The 15292-nt window shown below is 73.0% G+C and carries 14 protein-coding genes; 7 read left to right on the top strand and 7 right to left on the bottom strand.

All coding sequences use genetic code 11. The annotated features are described in order from the left end of the window. Nucleotides 1–9 precede the first annotated feature (9 nt). A complete protein-coding gene (locus AB0D66_RS13240) occupies nt 10–528 on the top strand; it encodes a TQO small subunit DoxD (protein WP_362301268.1) in 519 nt (172 codons plus the stop codon). On the opposite strand, the gene AB0D66_RS13235 is transcribed toward AB0D66_RS13240, so the two are convergent. After that, entirely contained in the window at nt 465–698 is a 234-nt protein-coding gene (locus tag AB0D66_RS13235) for a hypothetical protein (RefSeq protein WP_362301265.1), read from the bottom strand. The two genes, AB0D66_RS13240 and AB0D66_RS13235, sit on opposite strands and share 64 nt — an antisense overlap. Continuing rightward, nucleotides 685–2034 (bottom strand): PspC domain-containing protein, encoded by a 1350-nt coding sequence (locus AB0D66_RS13230; RefSeq protein WP_362301262.1) that lies wholly within the window; start codon nt 2032–2034, stop codon nt 685–687. The genes AB0D66_RS13235 and AB0D66_RS13230 overlap by 14 nt, the downstream gene beginning before the upstream one ends. Nucleotides 2035–2165: 131 nt before the next feature. On the opposite strand from AB0D66_RS13230, the gene AB0D66_RS13225 reads away from it, so the two are divergent. From AB0D66_RS13225 to AB0D66_RS13215, 3 genes are all read left to right on the top strand, one after another. Further along, entirely contained in the window at nt 2166–3461 is a 1296-nt protein-coding gene (locus tag AB0D66_RS13225) for a PspC domain-containing protein (RefSeq protein WP_362301260.1), read from the top strand. Continuing rightward, nucleotides 3458–4150: a response regulator transcription factor gene (locus AB0D66_RS13220; RefSeq protein ID WP_362301257.1), complete on the top strand. Its 693-nt coding sequence runs from the start codon at nt 3458–3460 to the stop codon at nt 4148–4150. The genes AB0D66_RS13225 and AB0D66_RS13220 overlap by 4 nt, the downstream gene beginning before the upstream one ends. An 88-nt stretch (nt 4151–4238) precedes the next feature. Continuing rightward, nucleotides 4239–5342 (top strand): alpha/beta hydrolase-fold protein, encoded by a 1104-nt coding sequence (locus AB0D66_RS13215; protein WP_362301254.1) that lies wholly within the window; start codon nt 4239–4241, stop codon nt 5340–5342. A 67-nt stretch (nt 5343–5409) separates the two neighbouring features. On the opposite strand, the gene AB0D66_RS13210 is transcribed toward AB0D66_RS13215, so the two are convergent. Together AB0D66_RS13210 and AB0D66_RS13205 are read right to left on the bottom strand one after the other, a co-directional pair. Next, nucleotides 5410–6450 (bottom strand): NlpC/P60 family protein, encoded by a 1041-nt coding sequence (locus AB0D66_RS13210; RefSeq protein ID WP_362301251.1) that lies wholly within the window; start codon nt 6448–6450, stop codon nt 5410–5412. A gap of 128 nt (nt 6451–6578) precedes the next feature. Beyond that, nucleotides 6579–6932 (bottom strand): hypothetical protein, encoded by a 354-nt coding sequence (locus tag AB0D66_RS13205; protein WP_362301248.1) that lies wholly within the window; start codon nt 6930–6932, stop codon nt 6579–6581. 76 nt (nt 6933–7008) lie between these two features. On the opposite strand from AB0D66_RS13205, the gene AB0D66_RS13200 reads away from it, so the two are divergent. After that, a complete protein-coding gene (locus AB0D66_RS13200) occupies nt 7009–7350 on the top strand; it encodes a metalloregulator ArsR/SmtB family transcription factor (protein ID WP_362301245.1) in 342 nt (113 codons plus the stop codon). Between the two features lie 12 nt (nt 7351–7362). Next, a complete protein-coding gene (pcrA, locus tag AB0D66_RS13195) occupies nt 7363–9828 on the top strand; it encodes a DNA helicase PcrA (RefSeq protein WP_362301242.1) in 2466 nt (821 codons plus the stop codon). A gap of 103 nt (nt 9829–9931) precedes the next feature. Here pcrA and AB0D66_RS13190 read toward each other — a convergent pair whose 3' ends face one another. Further along, nucleotides 9932–11431, bottom strand: a complete 1500-nt coding sequence (locus AB0D66_RS13190; protein ID WP_362301239.1) for a M23 family metallopeptidase — start codon at nt 11429–11431, stop codon at nt 9932–9934. 223 nt (nt 11432–11654) lie between these two features. Continuing rightward, nucleotides 11655–12437: an alpha/beta fold hydrolase gene (locus AB0D66_RS13185; RefSeq protein WP_362301236.1), complete on the bottom strand. Its 783-nt coding sequence runs from the start codon at nt 12435–12437 to the stop codon at nt 11655–11657. 187 nt (nt 12438–12624) lie between these two features. Here AB0D66_RS13185 and AB0D66_RS13180 point away from each other — a divergent pair, with 187 nt between their 5' ends. Further along, nucleotides 12625–13026, top strand: a complete 402-nt coding sequence (locus tag AB0D66_RS13180; RefSeq protein WP_362301233.1) for a cobalamin B12-binding domain-containing protein — start codon at nt 12625–12627, stop codon at nt 13024–13026. Between the two features lie 804 nt (nt 13027–13830). Here AB0D66_RS13180 and AB0D66_RS13175 read toward each other — a convergent pair. Beyond that, on the bottom strand, nt 13831–15292 hold a 1462-nt coding region (locus tag AB0D66_RS13175; protein WP_362301230.1), incomplete at its 5' end, for a DUF5691 domain-containing protein.

Below are 15292 nucleotides of genomic sequence, written 5' to 3'. Positions count from 1 at the left end.
ACATGTCGCGTGACCCGAACTGATGTCTCGACAGACGCGTCCGCAGTCCGCCCGCCGAAGGTACGCGCGGCCGACTACGCACTGCTGCCCCTGCGGATCTTCCTCGGCGTGACCTTCGTCTACGCGGGCGTGGACAAGCTGACCGACTCCGCGTTCCTCTCCGCCTCCGGCGCCGGCTCCATCGGGGAGCTGATGGCAGGAGTGCGCGACACCTCCGCGATCCCCGCCATGGTGGACATGGCCCTGGACGCCCCCGTCGGCTTCGCCGTCGCCCTGGCCATCGGGGAGATCCTCGTCGGCCTCGGGACGCTGGCCGGCCTGCTGACCCGGATCGCGGCCCTCGGCGGGGCGCTGATCGCGCTCAGCCTGTGGCTCACCGTCTCCTGGGCGGTGACCCCGTACTACTACGGCAACGACCTGATCTACATGATCGCCTGGATCCCGCTGGTCATCGCCGGGGCGCCCTACTGGTCCCTGGACTCGCTGATCGGGTCGCGCTGGTCGCGGCGGTCGCGCCGGACGGCGTAGGTCACCATCCCGGTCAGGGCGGCGAGCGAGAGGCCGCCCAGCGTGAGCGGGATGACCAGGAACCAGGGCAGGTCGGCCTCGCCGCTGCTGTCGAGCAGGTACAGCACGCCCGCCACCAGCAGGGCCAGCCCCGCGATCAGCCGTCCCGGCTGGAACTCATGACGCCGCACGGGCCACCTCCACCTGTCCCACACCCGCGTCCAGGTGCAGCTCGATCGTCCCGCCGGCCTCGGTGCCGGCCGGGGGCGGCAGGGTCGCCCGCCGGTGCTCGCCGCCGCCGCGGACCCGTACGTCCTGGCTCGTGTCCCCGGGCATCTGGATGTCGCCCAACCGGATGGTCACATCGGCCTGCGCCGTCACCTCGCGGGGCACGATCACCTTGAGCCGGCCCGCGTCCACGGAGGCGCGGACGGGCAGGGTGGTGCCCCTGGGCACGTCCAGCCGGCTCAGGTCCAAGGTGGCGAGGCCGGTCCCCGCCTCGTACACGGGTCGTACGTCGGCCACCGCGGCCGGCCGCCACCGGGTCTCCCGCCAGTCCGTGCCGATCTCGCGGGGCAGGACGGCGGCGACCGCGAGCAGCCCCGAGGTGAACACGGCCAGCACGATCGTGCCGAAGCCGGTGCGCCCCAGCAGGGAGCTGACGGCGAGACCGAGGCCGAAGACGACGAGCGCGGCGGCCAGCCCGCTCTGCAGGGCCTCGCCCAGCGGATGCCCCTGCCAGTTGGCGCCCGCCGCGGCGATCCCGGCGATCAGCGCCAGGACGAAGACCCGGCCGCCGATCCCGCCGCGCGGCCGGGCCGGGGCGGCCGGCTTCTTCACGGCAGCGGCCGCGGCGGCGGCCGCGATCGGCGCGCCGCCCGGCTCCGCGGGGACGGGCGAGTCGGCGGGCCCCCACAGGTACCCCGTCGTGCCGACCGGGCCGGTCGTGCCGTCCTTGACCAGCGGGTCCCGCCACCACGACGGACCGCCCGGGGCCGGCGGCGCCTTCGTCTCCGGCGGTGCCTTCGTCTCCTGCGGCGCGGGGGCCTCGGCCTCCACCGGGCCCGCCGTCCGCCGCCGCTGCGACCAGTACGAGGCCCCGCCCAGCGCCAGGACCACCAGCACCGAGAAGACCGCGAGCACGCCGTTGTCCAGCATCGACAGGAACAGCGCGCAGCCGACCAGGGCGGCGAACACCGCCGCGAGGGTGGCGCCCTCGACCCGGCCGGTCAGCATCTTCTTCGCCTCGCTGTCCTCCTCGCCGTCCTGGGGGAGCAGCAGCCACGCGAAGCCGTAGAAGATCAGGCCGACGCCGCCGGTGACGGCGAGGACGCCCAGCACGATCCGGAAGACCACCGGGTCCAGGTCGAAGTACCGGCCCAGCCCGCCGCACACGCCCGCCAGGACCTTGTCGCGCTTGCTGCGGCGAAGGGGCGGGCGGACGTCGGGAGTCCGGGGCGCCCCGGGCCCGTCCCCCGGGCCCCGTCCGGCGGGCGGCCCGGGCGGGGCATCGTGTACTTCGGTCATGGGTCCATGGTGACGGGCCGGAGCGGCCCGCGGCACCGGGCCCGACCCTGGCACAACCCTGATATCCCCCGGGTCGAAGTGGGGGGCAGCCCTGATGCCGGGCCCCTCCCGCGCGTGTGACCCTTGGTGGCATGCCCGCAGCCGCCGCTCCCCGCACCCCGCACGCCCCCGACGTCGACGAGGTGCCGCCGCGCAAGCTGTACCGCAGCGCCGACGGCCGGATGCTCGGCGGAGTCGCGCGGGGCCTCGCCGGGCACCTCGGGCTGCCGGTGATCTGGGTCCGGCTGGCCTTCCTGGGCCTGTTCATGTGGGGCGACGGGCTCGGCGTGCTGCTGTACGCCGCCTTCTGGGTGTTCGTACCGCTCGGCGTCGGCGGCCGCAGCGGACACCGCTCCTACTTCGAGACCCTGCCCGACGGCACCCGCCGCCTGCGCAAACCCGACAAGGGCCAGATCACCGCGCTGATCGCGCTGTGCATCGGCGCGGGCATCTTCATCTCCCAGGTCCAGGTCGGCGGCGCCTCCGGCCGGTACGTCTGGCCGACGCTGCTCGTCGGGGCCGGGGTGGTCCTCGTATGGCGGCAGGCGGACAACGCCCGCCGGGCCCACTGGACCGAGGCCGCCGGACGGCACGGCCGGCTGCTGCAGGCGGCCCGGGCACTGGCCGGAGTGGCCCTCGTCGGCGTCGGCCTCACCGTCTTCATCGTCGTACGCGGCTCCGCGGCCCAGCTCGGCAACGTCCTCACCGCCACCCTCGCCGTCCTGGTCGGCGTCGCACTGCTGGCCGGACCCTGGCTGATCCGGATGACCCAGGACCTCTCCGAGGAGCGGCTGATGCGCATCCGCGCCCAGGAGCGAGCCGAGGTCGCCGCCCACGTCCACGACTCGGTACTGCACACCCTCACCCTGATCCAGCGGGGCGCCGAGGACGCGGGGGAGGTGCGCCGCCTCGCGCGGGCACAGGAGCGCGAGCTGCGGAACTGGCTGTACAAGCCCGAGGGCACCGGCAAGGACGAGGCCGAGGAGCCGGCCACCCTCGCGGAGGCCGTGAAGAAGACCGCCGCCGAGGTGGAGGACCACCACGGCGTCCCCATCGAGGTCGTCGTCGTCGGCGACTGCCCGCTCGAGGAGCGGCTGGCGGCACAGATCCAGGCCGCGCGCGAGGCGATGGTCAACGCCGCCAAGTACGGTGGCGAGGGAGGGCCGGTGCAGGTGTACGCCGAGGTGGAGGCGCAGACGGTGTTCGTGTCCGTACGGGACCGGGGACCGGGCTTCGACATCGACGCGGTGCCGGACGACCGGATGGGCGTACGAGAATCGATCATCGGCCGGATGCAGCGCAACGGCGGGACCGCGCGGCTGCGGTCCGCGCCCGACGGCGGCACGGAAGTCGAGCTGGAGATGGAGAGGGCGGCGAACGCAGCATGACCGAGGACAACGCGGTGACGGAGACCGGCAGGCGGGTCCGGGTGGTGCTCGTCGACGACCACCGGATGTTCCGCACCGGCGTGCAGGCCGAGATCGGCGAGACCGGGCGGACCGGGGTCGAGGTCGTCGGTGAGGCCGCCGACGTGGACCAGGCCGTCACCGTCATCACCGCCACCCGGCCGGAGGTCGTCCTGCTGGACGTGCACCTGCCCGGCGGCGGCGGGGTCGAGGTGCTGCGGCGCTGCGCCCCGCTGATGGCGGCGGCCGAGAACCAGGTGCGGTTCCTGGCCCTGTCGGTGTCGGACGCGGCGGAGGACGTCATCGGTGTCATCCGGGGCGGCGCGCGCGGCTACGTCACCAAGACCATCACCGGCACCGACCTGGTGGACTCGATCTTCCGGGTGCAGGAGGGGGACGCGGTGTTCTCGCCGCGGCTGGCGGGTTTCGTGCTCGACGCGTTCGCCTCCACGGACGCCCCGCCCGTCGACGAGGACCTGGACCGGCTGACCCAGCGCGAGCGCGAGGTGCTGCGGCTGATCGCGCGCGGGTACGCGTACAAGGAGATCGCCAAGCAGCTCTTCATCTCCGTCAAGACGGTGGAGTCGCACGTCTCGGCCGTCCTGAGGAAGCTCCAGCTCTCCAACCGGCACGAGCTGACCCGCTGGGCGACGGCCCGCCGGCTGGTGTAGCCGCGGGGCCCGGAGCGATCCGGTGTGATCCATGCCGCAGCGGGGAGGGGCAACCGGCGCGGGCCGTGCGGCCCTCTACGTTGCCGTGATGAGCCTGACGGGGACCCCCCTCTTCGCGACGGTGGTCGCCCTGACCTTGATCGCCGTCGTCCTGCCGCTGGCCGTGTGGAGCAAGGTGCGCGGCCCTGCCGCCGTACGCGTGGCCTCGCGCGCCCTGATGGTGGTGTTCGCCCAGGTCACGGCCATCGCGCTGGTGTTCATCGGGGTCAACCGGGACATGAACTTCTACGCCTCCTGGGGCGACCTGCTCGGCACCGGCACGTACGTCACCGCCGCGCCCGACCTCGGGCCGGACGGGCTCGGCGGGAAGAAGGCCGAGGCCGCGCCGAAGGTGAAACAGGCCTTCCAGCCGGTCGAGGGCCTCGGCGGCCGGGTCCAGAAGACCGAGCTCGACGGCAAGATCTCCGGGGTCAAGGGTGACGTCATGGTGTGGCTGCCGCCCCAGTACGACGATCCGGCCCACAAGGACAGGAAGTTCCCCGTGGTCGAGCTGATCCCGGGCATTCCGGGCACGGGCAAGTCCTGGTTCCAGGGGCTCAAGGCGCACGAGGTGCTCGAGCCGCTCATGAAGAGCGGCAAGGTGCAGCCGTTCATCCTGGTCTCGCCGCGCGCCATGCTGCTGGGCAACGCCGACACCGGCTGCGCCAACCTCCCGGGCAAGGTCAACGCCGACAGCTGGTTCAGCGTCGACGTCCGCAAGATGGTCGTCGACAACTTCCGGGTCTCGGAGGAGGCCCGCACCTGGGGCGTGGCCGGCTACTCGGCCGGGGCGTACTGCGCCGCCAAGCTGGCGATCAACCACCCCGACCGCTACAGCGCGGCCGTCTCCCTCTCCGGCTACAACGACCCTGGCCAGGAGCCCTCCTCGCTGGTCGCCCAGGATCCGGAACTGCGCCGTACGCACAACCTGAAGCACGTGCTCCAGACCGCGCCCACGCCGCCGGCGGTTGCGCTGTGGATGTCGGGGGCGGAGCACGACGGATACCTGTCCGGCACGGACCTCAAGGCGATCGCGAAGAGCCCGACCACGGTGCACGCCGAGAAGGTGACCGGCGGGCACAACCTCGACTCCTGGTCGAAGCAGCTGCCCCAGACCTTCGACTGGCTGAGCAAGACGGTGAAGGCGCCGTAGCGGCTGCCGGTCCCGCCCACGCCTGCGCGCGGCTGCGGGGGCTGCGGGGCTGCGCGCGGCTGCGGGGCTACGCGGGGCGGGAGGCCCCCGCCCAGGGCATCGAGTCGATCGGGGCCACTCGGACCGTAGACCCCGGGCGCGGTGCGTGGATCATCTGTCCGTTGCCGATGTACAGGCCGACGTGGGTGACTCCGGAGTAGAAGAACACCAGGTCGCCGGGGGCCAGCTGGTCGCGGGAGACGCGCCGGCCCGCGTTGATCTGGGTGTAGGTGGTGCGGGGGAGGGAGACCCCGGCCGAGCGCCAGGCCGCCTGGGTCAGGCCCGAGCAGTCGAAGGACCCCGGGCCCGTCGCCCCCCAGACGTACGGCTTCCCGATCGCCCCGTGCGCGAAGGCCACCGCGCGGGCGGCGCGCGATCCGTCCGAAGGCGGCGGCGGGGCGGACTGCGGTCGGGCCGCGGGGGCGGCACCGCCCGAGCGGGCCTCGTACGCGGCGCGCTGCTCGGCGGTCAGTTTGGCCAGCAGCCGCTTGGCGGTGGCGAGCTTGCCCTCGATCTCGGCCTTGTGCCCGGCCAGTTCGTCCCGCTGCGCGCGGAGGTCGGCGAGCCGCCCGGAGGCCTGCTCCTTCAGCTTGCCGACCTCGTCGAGGCGGCGGCGTACGGAGCTGATCCCGGCGGCGTTGCGGTCACCGGCGCGGGAGATGAAGGAGGCCTGGGAGAGGTACTCCTGCGGATCGGCGGCCATGGCGAGCTGGACGGCGGTCCCCAGGGAGCCCCGGCGGTACTGGGTGGCGGCGAGCGAACCGAGGGTGCCGCGGGCGGCGTTGAGCTGGTCGGTCTTGCGTGCGGTCTCGTCGCGCAGGCCGTCCAGCGCCCGCTCGGCCTCGTCGGCCTTCTCCTTCGCCCCGTTGTACCGCTCGGTCGCGGCCTCCGCCTCCTCGTAGAGCCGGTCCACCTCGGCCTCGACCTGTGCGGGCGTGGGGCGGGGGTCGGCCTGGGAGGTGCCTTCGAAGGCGGTGGCGGTGGCAGCGCCCGCGAGGGCGAGAGTGGCGGCTGTCCGTACGGTGCCGCCGGAGAGCGGGCGCTGCCTGGGCTTTCGGTGACTGGCCACGAGGGCCTCACGTCCTTCCTCTCTCGGTGCTTGGAGGAGGACGCTAGACCCGGAGGTAACGGGCAGATGACGAGATGATCGCAAGTGCCCTGATGCGACCGCGGTTGGCCGCCGGAGACCGATGTGGATCAGTGCCAGAGGACGGCGATGAAGATATTGACCACGGTCAGCCCGCCCACCGCGCCGAACAGCGCCTTCTCCACCCGCTCCTCGTCGCGCTTGACGTAGACGAGGGCGAGGATCACGAAGAGGATCGCCAGCTTCACGCCGATCTTGACGTTGTTGACGGCGGAGCCGTCCATCTCGTTGAAGCCGACCAGCAGCACGCCGGTGACGAGCATGGTGAGCGCGCCGTGCAGCATGGCGGGCGTGAACCGGGCGGTGCCCGCGCCCATCGCCTTCATCTGGGTGAGGAAGCCGCCGAGGAGCGAGGCGATCCCGATGATGTGCAGACCGACGAAGACATTGATGAGTACGTCCATGGCGCCGAGCGTACGGGCGGGCTCCCGCGCCCCCGTGGGCTGGGGTGTCCGTTCGGGATTTGCGTACAGTTGGCCCATGGCCGCCGATGAGCTCCACCACCCCGACGCCGCCCGCTTCGAGCTGGTCGAGGTCCTGGCGGCCCTGGGCCACCCCGTGCGGCTGGAGATCGTCCGGACCCTCGCCGCGGCCGGGTCGGAGGTCTGCTGCGGGGCCGTGGCCGCCGGGCTGCCGCGCTCCACCGTCACCCACCACCTGCGCACGCTGCGCGAGGCCGGGGTGATCCGCCGGCGCCCCGACGGCCGCAGACTCTTCCTGACCCTGCGCCGCGAGGACCTGGAGCAGCGCTTCCCGGGACTCCTGACCCTGGCCGTGGGCGATTTTCCGGGCCCGGGACCGGCTGTCGGTCCCGCCCCCTAGACTCGGAATGCGATGAGCAGCCTCTTTGACGACAGTTTCCTGGCGGACCTCACCCCCTCCGAGGAGGTCCCGCCGCCGCCCGAGGACCACGCCGCCCCGGAGCCGGCGGCGGACGACCTCTTCGGCGGCCGGTTCGACGTGCCCATGACCGGGGACGCGTACTACCGGGACGGCGCCCCCAGGCCCGTCATCGACCCGGCGGCGCTCCTGGACGGGCTGAACGAGGAGCAGCGCGCGGCGGTGGTGCACGCGGGCTCGCCGCTGCTCATCGTCGCCGGCGCCGGCTCCGGAAAGACCCGGGTGCTCACCCACCGCATCGGACACCTGCTGTCCGCGCGGAACGTCCACCCCGGCCAGATCCTGGCGATCACCTTCACCAACAAGGCCGCCGGGGAGATGAAGGAGCGCGTGGAGGGCCTCGTCGGCCCGCGCGCCAACGCCATGTGGGTCTCCACCTTCCACAGCGCGTGCGTGCGCATCCTGCGCCGCGAATCCAAGCGCCTCGGCTTCACCTCCTCGTTCTCGATCTACGACGCGGCCGACTCGAAGCGCCTGATGGCGCTCGTCTGCCGCGACCTGGACCTGGACCCGAAGAAGTTCCCGCCCAAGGCCTTCAACGCCAAGATCTCGAACCTGAAGAACGAGCTGATCGACGCGGAGGGCTTCGCCGACCAGGCCGTCGACGGCTTCGAGAAGACGCTGGCCCAGGCGTACACGATGTACCAGGGGCGGCTGCGCGAGGCCAACGCGCTCGACTTCGACGACATCATCATGACCACGGTCCACCTGCTCCAGGCCTTCCCGGACGTCGCCGAGCACTACCGGCGCCGCTTCCGGCACGTGCTGGTCGACGAGTACCAGGACACCAACCACGCCCAGTACACGCTGGTGCGCGAGCTGGTCGGCACCGGCTATCCGGACCTGCCCCCGGCCGAGCTGTGCGTGGTGGGTGACGCCGACCAGTCGATCTACGCCTTCCGCGGGGCGACCATCCGCAACATCCTCCAGTTCGAAGAGGACTACAAGGACGCCACGACGATCCTGCTCGAGCAGAACTACCGCTCCACGCAGACGATCCTCTCCGCCGCCAACGCGGTCATCGAGCGCAACGAGAACCGCCGCGCCAAGAACCTGTGGACCCAGGCCGGCACGGGCGCGGTCATCACCGGCTACGTCGCGGACACCGAGCACGACGAGGCGCAGTTCGTCGCCGACGAGATCGACCGCCTCACCGATGCCGGTGACGCGAAGGCCGGGGACGTCGCGATCTTCTACCGGACCAACGCGCAGTCGCGCGTGTTCGAGGAGATCTTCATCCGGGTGGGGCTGCCCTACAAGGTCGTCGGCGGCGTCCGCTTCTACGAGCGCAAGGAGGTCCGCGACGTCCTCGCGTACCTGCGCGTCCTCGCCAACCCCGAGGACAACGTCCCGCTCCGCCGGATCCTGAACGTGCCCAAGCGCGGCATCGGCGACCGCGCCGAGGCGATGATCGACGCGCTCGCGATGCGCGAGAAGATCACCTTCCCGCAGGCGCTGCGCCGTGTGGACGAGGCCTTCGGCATGGCCGCGCGCTCGACGAACGCGGTGAAGCGCTTCAACGTCCTGATGGAAGAGCTCCGCACGATCGTCGACTCGGGCGCGGGCCCCGCGGTGGTGCTGGAGGCGGTGCTGGAGCGTACGGGCTACCTCGCCGAACTCCAGGCTTCGACCGACCCGCAGGACGAGACGCGGATCGAGAACCTCCAGGAACTGGCGGCGGTGGCGCTGGAGTTCGAGCAGGCGCGGGACGAGGCGACGCCCGGGACGCTGGCCGAGTTCCTGGAGCAGGTCGCCCTGGTGGCCGACTCCGACCAGATCCCCGACGAGGACACCGAGGGCACGGGCGTCATCACGCTCATGACCCTGCACACCGCCAAGGGCCTGGAGTTCCCGGTGGTCTTCCTGACCGGCATGGAGGACGGGGTCTTCCCGCACATGCGGTCGCTGGGCCAGACCAAGGAGCTCGAGGAGGAGCGCCGCCTCGCATACGTCGGCATCACGCGTGCGCGCGAGCGGCTGTACCTGACCCGGTCCTCGATGCGCAGCGCCTGGGGCACGCCCTCGTACAACCCGCCGTCGCGGTTCCTCGAGGAGATCCCGGCGGAGTACCTGCAGTGGAAGCGCACGGGCGCGGCCCAGAAGCCGGCGGGCCCGATCCGCGGCTCGGGCGGCGGGAAGTCGTCGTTCGGCACCTCGCCGGAGGCGTTCCTGTCCTCGTCGCGCACGAAGTCGGGCCCGTCCGGGTTCGCGACGCGCCGGGCCGCCGACAAGCCGGTGATCGCGCTGGTGGTCGGGGACCGGGTGACGCACGACCAGTTCGGGCTCGGCACCGTCATGGAGGTCAAGGGAGCGGGCGCGGACGCGCAGGCCACCATCGACTTCGGCGACGACAAGCCGAAGCGGCTGCTGCTGCGCTACGCGCCGGTGCAGAAGCTGTAGACCCGGCCGGGGCGGAGGCCATGGCCGTGGCGGAGGCCATGGCCGTGCTCGGGGCCGTGGCCACGTCGGGGGTCGGGGTTGCGGCCGGGACTGCGGCGGTCGGCTAGGACGGGTCCAGGCCGTGGCTGCGGAGCCAGGCCAGGGGGTCGATCGCCGCTCCGCCGCCGGGCCGGACCTCGAAGTGCAGGTGCGGGCCGGTGGAGTTGCCGGAGTTGCCGGAGTACGCGATGACGTCGCCGGCCTTGACCTTGCCGCCGCGGATCTTGGTGCTGCTGAGGTGGCAGTACCAGGTCTCGGTGCCGTCGGGGGCGGTCACTATGGCCATGTTCCCGTAGGCGCTGTTGTACTGCGTGCGCACGGTGCCGTCGGTGGCGGCCATGACCGGGGTCCCGTAGCCCACCGGGAAGTCGATGCCGGTGTGCACGGACATCCACATGCCGCCGGACTGGCCGAAGTTGGCGCTGAGGCCGTGCTGTTCGACGGGGATCGCGAACTTGGGGCGGGCGGCTTCCTTGGCCGCGGCCTCCTCCGCCTTCTTCTTCTTTTCCTCTTCCTGGCGCTGGCGCAGGTCGATGCGCTCCTGCGTGCGGCTCGCGCGGTCCGCGAAGTCGCCCGCGTCGGCGCTGAGCGCTGCCAGTTGGGTGTCGAGCTTGGTGTTCGCCGCGACGGGCTTCACCGAGGCCGGGTCGGGCGCGGCCATCGTGGTGGTGTCCTCGGCGGGCCTCTCCGTGCCGGTGAGGCCGCCGACGGAGGCGGCCGCGACACCCGCGACGCCCATCACGCAGGCGGAGGGCACGGCCACGGTCAGCAGGGCGGAACGCTTCGCCGGGGTCCGGCGGCGGTTGCTGCCACCCGTCTTGGCGCTGCCCTTGGAGGCGGTCCGGCGCGCGGCGCGCGGCACGGAGGGGGTGACGGGCATGGCCTGGGTGGGGAGGTCGTGGACCTCGGGCACCTCGGCCGCGGCCGAAGCTTCGTCGGTGACGAGTTCGAAGACGGCGGTCGCCTCATACGCCTCGCCGTAGGTCTCGCCGACCGTCTCCTGGGCCGGAATGTGCACGTCGTAGGCGTAGTCCGCGACCGTCGCCGCTGCTTCGTACGTGTACTCCTGCGCGTACTCCGGTGTGTACTCCTGCTGCTGCGCGGGCTGGTACTCGTACGAGGTCTCGGCCTGCGGGTGGGCCTGGGTCTCGGTGACGGTGTTCCACGCGGTGGCGTCGTAGGCCCCGGTCTCGGTGCCGTAGCCCGGCATCGCCCAGTGCCCGGTCTGCTCGCCGGAGGGGTCGTAGCCGAAGGAGGCGGCCGGCTGGTACTCGGCATAACCGGAGTGGTCCGTGCCGGTACTGGTCCAAGCGCTCGCGTCCCACTGTCCCGTCGAGGTGTCCGCGGGCATGCCCTGGGACGGGATCGTGGACAGGTAGGCGTCCTGGGAAGTCCATGCCGTGGTGTCGTACGCGCCGGTCTCATAGGAGCCGTATGCAGCGTAGTTGACCCCCTGGCCCTGCGTTTCGTAGGAAACGTAGGTCGAGTCACCAGCGAAAGTGGTGGTGGCAAGGCCGTCATACCCGGGATCCGGGTACTGGCCCGGCGAGGGGCGGTCGTTCACCAACTTCTCTTTCGCCTCGGCATTGGGGGGCCTGGGTGGCCGGGGAACTCGGGGTTCACCGGAGGAGAGCAGTGGCGTGACTGTACCCGGCGGTTACTGGCAACGACAATCTTCGGAGGGCTTCCATCTCCCTGGAACCGGGCATTCGGCCCTCTTTCGGTCGCGCAAAGACGCACCCTTGGCCTTGAGTTCGAAATTCGTTCGGCTTCTCGCCGGTTGTTGTCTAGGCGACGGATTCGGCTCCGGGGGCCGCCGCCGCGGCCGGTCCGATCCCGTCGAGGACGCGCCGGATGGCGGCGATGACGGTGGGATGGACGGCGAGGGCGAGGTGTCCGATGCCCGTGACCTGCACGTTCTCCACGCATAGATCGGGGTGTTGCAGCCGGGCCGTCCCGACCGGTGTCATCACCGCGTCGAACTCGCTCCAGAACGCCACGCATCGGGTGGCGCAGCCGGGCGCGGGCGCGGCCAGTTCGGCCAGCACCTCGGAGCCGGGGCGCATCTGGCGCATGAGCGGGTGCGCGTCCAGGAAGGGGGCTATCTGCGTACCGGAATGCGGGGTGCCGAGCGTGACGAGGGTCCGGACGCGGGCGTCACCGGCCAGCCGCTGGACGTAGTACCGGCCGACCAGCCCGCCCAGGCTGTGCCCCACCAGGTCCACCCGCTCCTGTCCTGTGCGATCGCACAGTTCCTCGACGCGCCGGGCGAGGTGGCGGGCCGTGACGCGCAGGTCGCGGGTGAGCGGCGAGTAGTTGAACGCCTCCACGTGCCGCAGGCCGTCCGCGGCGAGGGCGCGGCGCAGCAGGACGAAGACGGAGCGGTTGTCGGTGAAACCGTGGAGGAGCAGGACGGGTGGGCGTTTCACGGGCGGATCGGCGGCGGACTTCTCCTGGCACACCCCGGTGGGGTACAGGAGAAGGTGCCCGCCGAGCACGACCACCTCGAGCGCGCCGGCCCGCAGTGCGGCGCCGGACGCGGGAATCGACACGGGAAGGGACAACCCCATTGACGGCCTCCCCTCGGCCCTCGGGAGACTGCGGCCATGACGGCTCGACGCGAGGCCACCGTGCCGTGCGGCTGTCGGCACGGTGGCTCAATGCCGTCCCACGTGTGATTTCCCCCTCCCGGTGGACCGCGAAACGGCGGCGTGCGCGATGCTGTACTTAACGTTCGTTCACTCGGGAGGCAGTGCGATGGGTGTGACCGGTCCGATCCGTGTGGTGGTGGCCAAGCCGGGTCTCGACGGCCACGACCGCGGCGCGAAGGTGATCGCGCGGGCGCTGCGTGACGCGGGCATGGAAGTCATCTACACGGGCCTCCACCAGACCCCCGAGCAGATCGTGGACACCGCCATCCAGGAGGACGCCGACGCGATCGGCCTGTCCATCCTCTCCGGCGCCCACAACACGCTGTTCGTGCGCGTCCTGGAGCTCCTGAAGGAGCGCGATGCGGAGGACATCAAGGTCTTCGGCGGCGGCATCATCCCGGAGGACGACATCGCCCCCCTCAAGGAGAAGGGCGTAGCCGAGATCTTCACCCCGGGCGCGACGACGACAGCCATCGTCGACTGGGTCCGCTCCCACGTCCGCCAGTAGCCCAGTCCGACCCGCCCGCCGCCCCAGGCCCCCGGCCCCGGGGCGGCACCCACCCCTGCGTCGGCGCACCCCGGGGGCGCGCCAACGGGTCGCAGCCCAGGCCCCCACGGCTCGAGGGCGGTGCCCCGGCCCTGCGGGCGGGCATTTTCCGCGCACCCCGGGAACCTGACAACCGCACCGCAACGCATCCGACGCGGACCCTGCGGCCCGACGGGCGGCGCCCAGCCCTGCGCGCGGGCAATCGCGGCGCACCCACCACCGGGACCGCGGCCCGGGCCCACGGCCCGAGGGCGGTGCCCGCCCGGCCCCGACGGCGAGCATTCGGCGACACACCCCGCTGGGAACCTGGCGACTGGGCCGCAGCGGATCGGACCCTGCGGTCCGACGGGCTGCTTGCCCTTGCCCTGGGGGTGTCCTAGCCGCGCCTGACGGGCGGGAGCCCGACTCCGTCTCGCCGCCCGCCTGTGTGTGGCTGCCGCCGCACCTGGCGCGCCGGCAGCAGCCAAATCCAGCCTCGCCGGCGTTTGAGGCGCGGGGTATGGGGCGGAGCCCCAGGGCTTTGGGCCCGCCCCGGCCCGGCCCCGGCCCGCCTCGGCCCCGCCCGGCCCGCCTCGGCCCCGCTTGGCCCGCCTCGGCCCCGCTCGGCCCCGCTCGGTCCAGCCCGAGCCGGCCCGGCGCCCCGCGCGGCCCGTCTCCGCGCAGTTCCGCCCCGGCCTGGCCCGTCTGTCCCGGTCTGGCCCACCTGCCGCGGTCTGGCCCACCTGCCGCGGTCTGGCCCGCCCACCCCGGCCCGCCCCGCCCGGCTCAGCCCAGTCCCGCCCCGCCCGGCCCAGCGGTTCGGTCAGGTCGGGCGAGTTCCGCGAGCATGGCCTCGCGCAGGCGGAGCGTGGCCGTCAGCCGCTGAAAGGCCTCGGCCCAGTACGCGGCGGCCCCGCCCGCGGAATCCCCCGGCTCCTCCACCCCGGCGGCCACCGCCTCCAACCGCCCGGCCTCCGCAGGATCAAGGCAGCGCTCCGCCAGCCCCATCACCCCGCTGAAGCTCCACGGATAACTGCCCGCCTCCCGGGCCGAATCCAGCGCGTCCACCACCGCCCGGCCCAGCGCCCCCGCCCACGGCACCACGCACACCCCGAGCAGCTGGAACGCCTCCGAGAGCCCGTGGGCCCGTATGAACTGCGCGACCCACTCCGCCCGTTCCCCGTCGGGCAACGTCTCCAGCAGCTTGGCGCGCTCCGCGAGCGAGGCCGTCCCCGGGCCCGCCGCGGGCGGCGAGGAGGCCGCACCCAGCAGCGCCCGCGACCAACCCGCGTCCCGCTGCCGCACCGCCGCCCGGCACCATGCCGCGTGCAACTCCTCCCGCCAGGAGTCGCCTTCGGCCACCGGCAGCGCCACTATCTCCGCCGGCCCGAGCCCCCCGAACCGCCCGGGCCAGCAGGACAGTGGCGCCGACTCCACCAACTGGCCCAGCCACCAAGCCCGTTCACCCCGCCCCGCGGGAGGGTTCCGGACCACCCCGTCCCGCAGCATCCCCGCATCGCACTCGACCGGCGGCTTCACCCCCTCCGGGCCCACGCAGGCCAGGGCGCGCTCCGCCATCCGGCCCGCCAGTGCCGAGCCCGGCAGGGCCGACAGCAGCTCGGCGGCGGTCGCGCGGACATTGCGGCTGCGGTCTCCCAGAGCCGCCTCCAGGAACGGCTCGTCCGCCTCCGACAGCCCCACCCGCAGCGAATCGAGGAACATCAGCCGGTCCTCGGCCCGCTCGGTGGCCCAGGTCGTCGCCAGCAGCCTCACCGCGGCCTTCGCCTCGTGGGCCCGGACGCTGCCCAGCAGCGCCACCCGCTCCGCGAACAGCCCTTCCTGCCAGAGCCGCTCCACCCCGGCGCGGTCGGTCACGTCCGGCAGCTCCCCGGAGCCGCCGGTCCCGCCGCGCAGGGCGAAGCGCCAGTCCGGATTGAGCCGCGCCAGCCACAGCCCCCGCGCCCCGGCCAGCGCGAGTGCCTGCGGCCGCAGGTCCGTACGGGCCCGGGCCGCGTCCAGCAGTGCCGGGACGAGCGCCGCGGGCGAGCGGTAGCCGTGCCGGCCGGCCGCGGCCAGCCACTGCGGCAGCAGTTCCGTCAGATCCGGCGCCCCGCCGCGCCGCCCGCCACTGCCCGCGCCCGCCCGTCCGGCCAGCACGCCGACCGCGAGGGCGGCGGCCGTGGTGTCGTCGGCCGCGTCCACGTCGCGCAGCGAGGTGCCCACGAACACGGTGACCATGCCCTGCGGG

Source organism: Streptomyces sp. NPDC048270, from assembly GCF_040652335.1.
Classification (GTDB): domain Bacteria; phylum Actinomycetota; class Actinomycetes; order Streptomycetales; family Streptomycetaceae; genus Streptomyces.
The sequence above is the reverse complement of the archived record's forward strand: the minus strand, read 5'-3'. Positions and strand labels throughout refer to the sequence as shown.

What these genes read in the sequence shown, in the direction of transcription:
- AB0D66_RS13185 (WP_362301236.1), bottom strand. Translation starts at nt 12,437, where the DNA reads ATGGGGTTGTCCCTTCCCGTGTCGATTCCCGCGTCCGGCGCCGCACTG.
- AB0D66_RS13230 (WP_362301262.1), bottom strand. Translation starts at nt 2,034, where the DNA reads ATGACCGAAGTACACGATGCCCCGCCCGGGCCGCCCGCCGGACGGGGC.
- pcrA (WP_362301242.1), top strand. Translation starts at nt 7,363, where the DNA reads ATGAGCAGCCTCTTTGACGACAGTTTCCTGGCGGACCTCACCCCCTCC.
- AB0D66_RS13205 (WP_362301248.1), bottom strand. Translation starts at nt 6,932, where the DNA reads ATGGACGTACTCATCAATGTCTTCGTCGGTCTGCACATCATCGGGATC.
- AB0D66_RS13215 (WP_362301254.1), top strand. Translation starts at nt 4,239, where the DNA reads ATGAGCCTGACGGGGACCCCCCTCTTCGCGACGGTGGTCGCCCTGACC.
- AB0D66_RS13180 (WP_362301233.1), top strand. Translation starts at nt 12,625, where the DNA reads ATGGGTGTGACCGGTCCGATCCGTGTGGTGGTGGCCAAGCCGGGTCTC.
- AB0D66_RS13220 (WP_362301257.1), top strand. Translation starts at nt 3,458, where the DNA reads ATGACCGAGGACAACGCGGTGACGGAGACCGGCAGGCGGGTCCGGGTG.
- AB0D66_RS13200 (WP_362301245.1), top strand. Translation starts at nt 7,009, where the DNA reads ATGGCCGCCGATGAGCTCCACCACCCCGACGCCGCCCGCTTCGAGCTG.
- AB0D66_RS13225 (WP_362301260.1), top strand. Translation starts at nt 2,166, where the DNA reads ATGCCCGCAGCCGCCGCTCCCCGCACCCCGCACGCCCCCGACGTCGAC.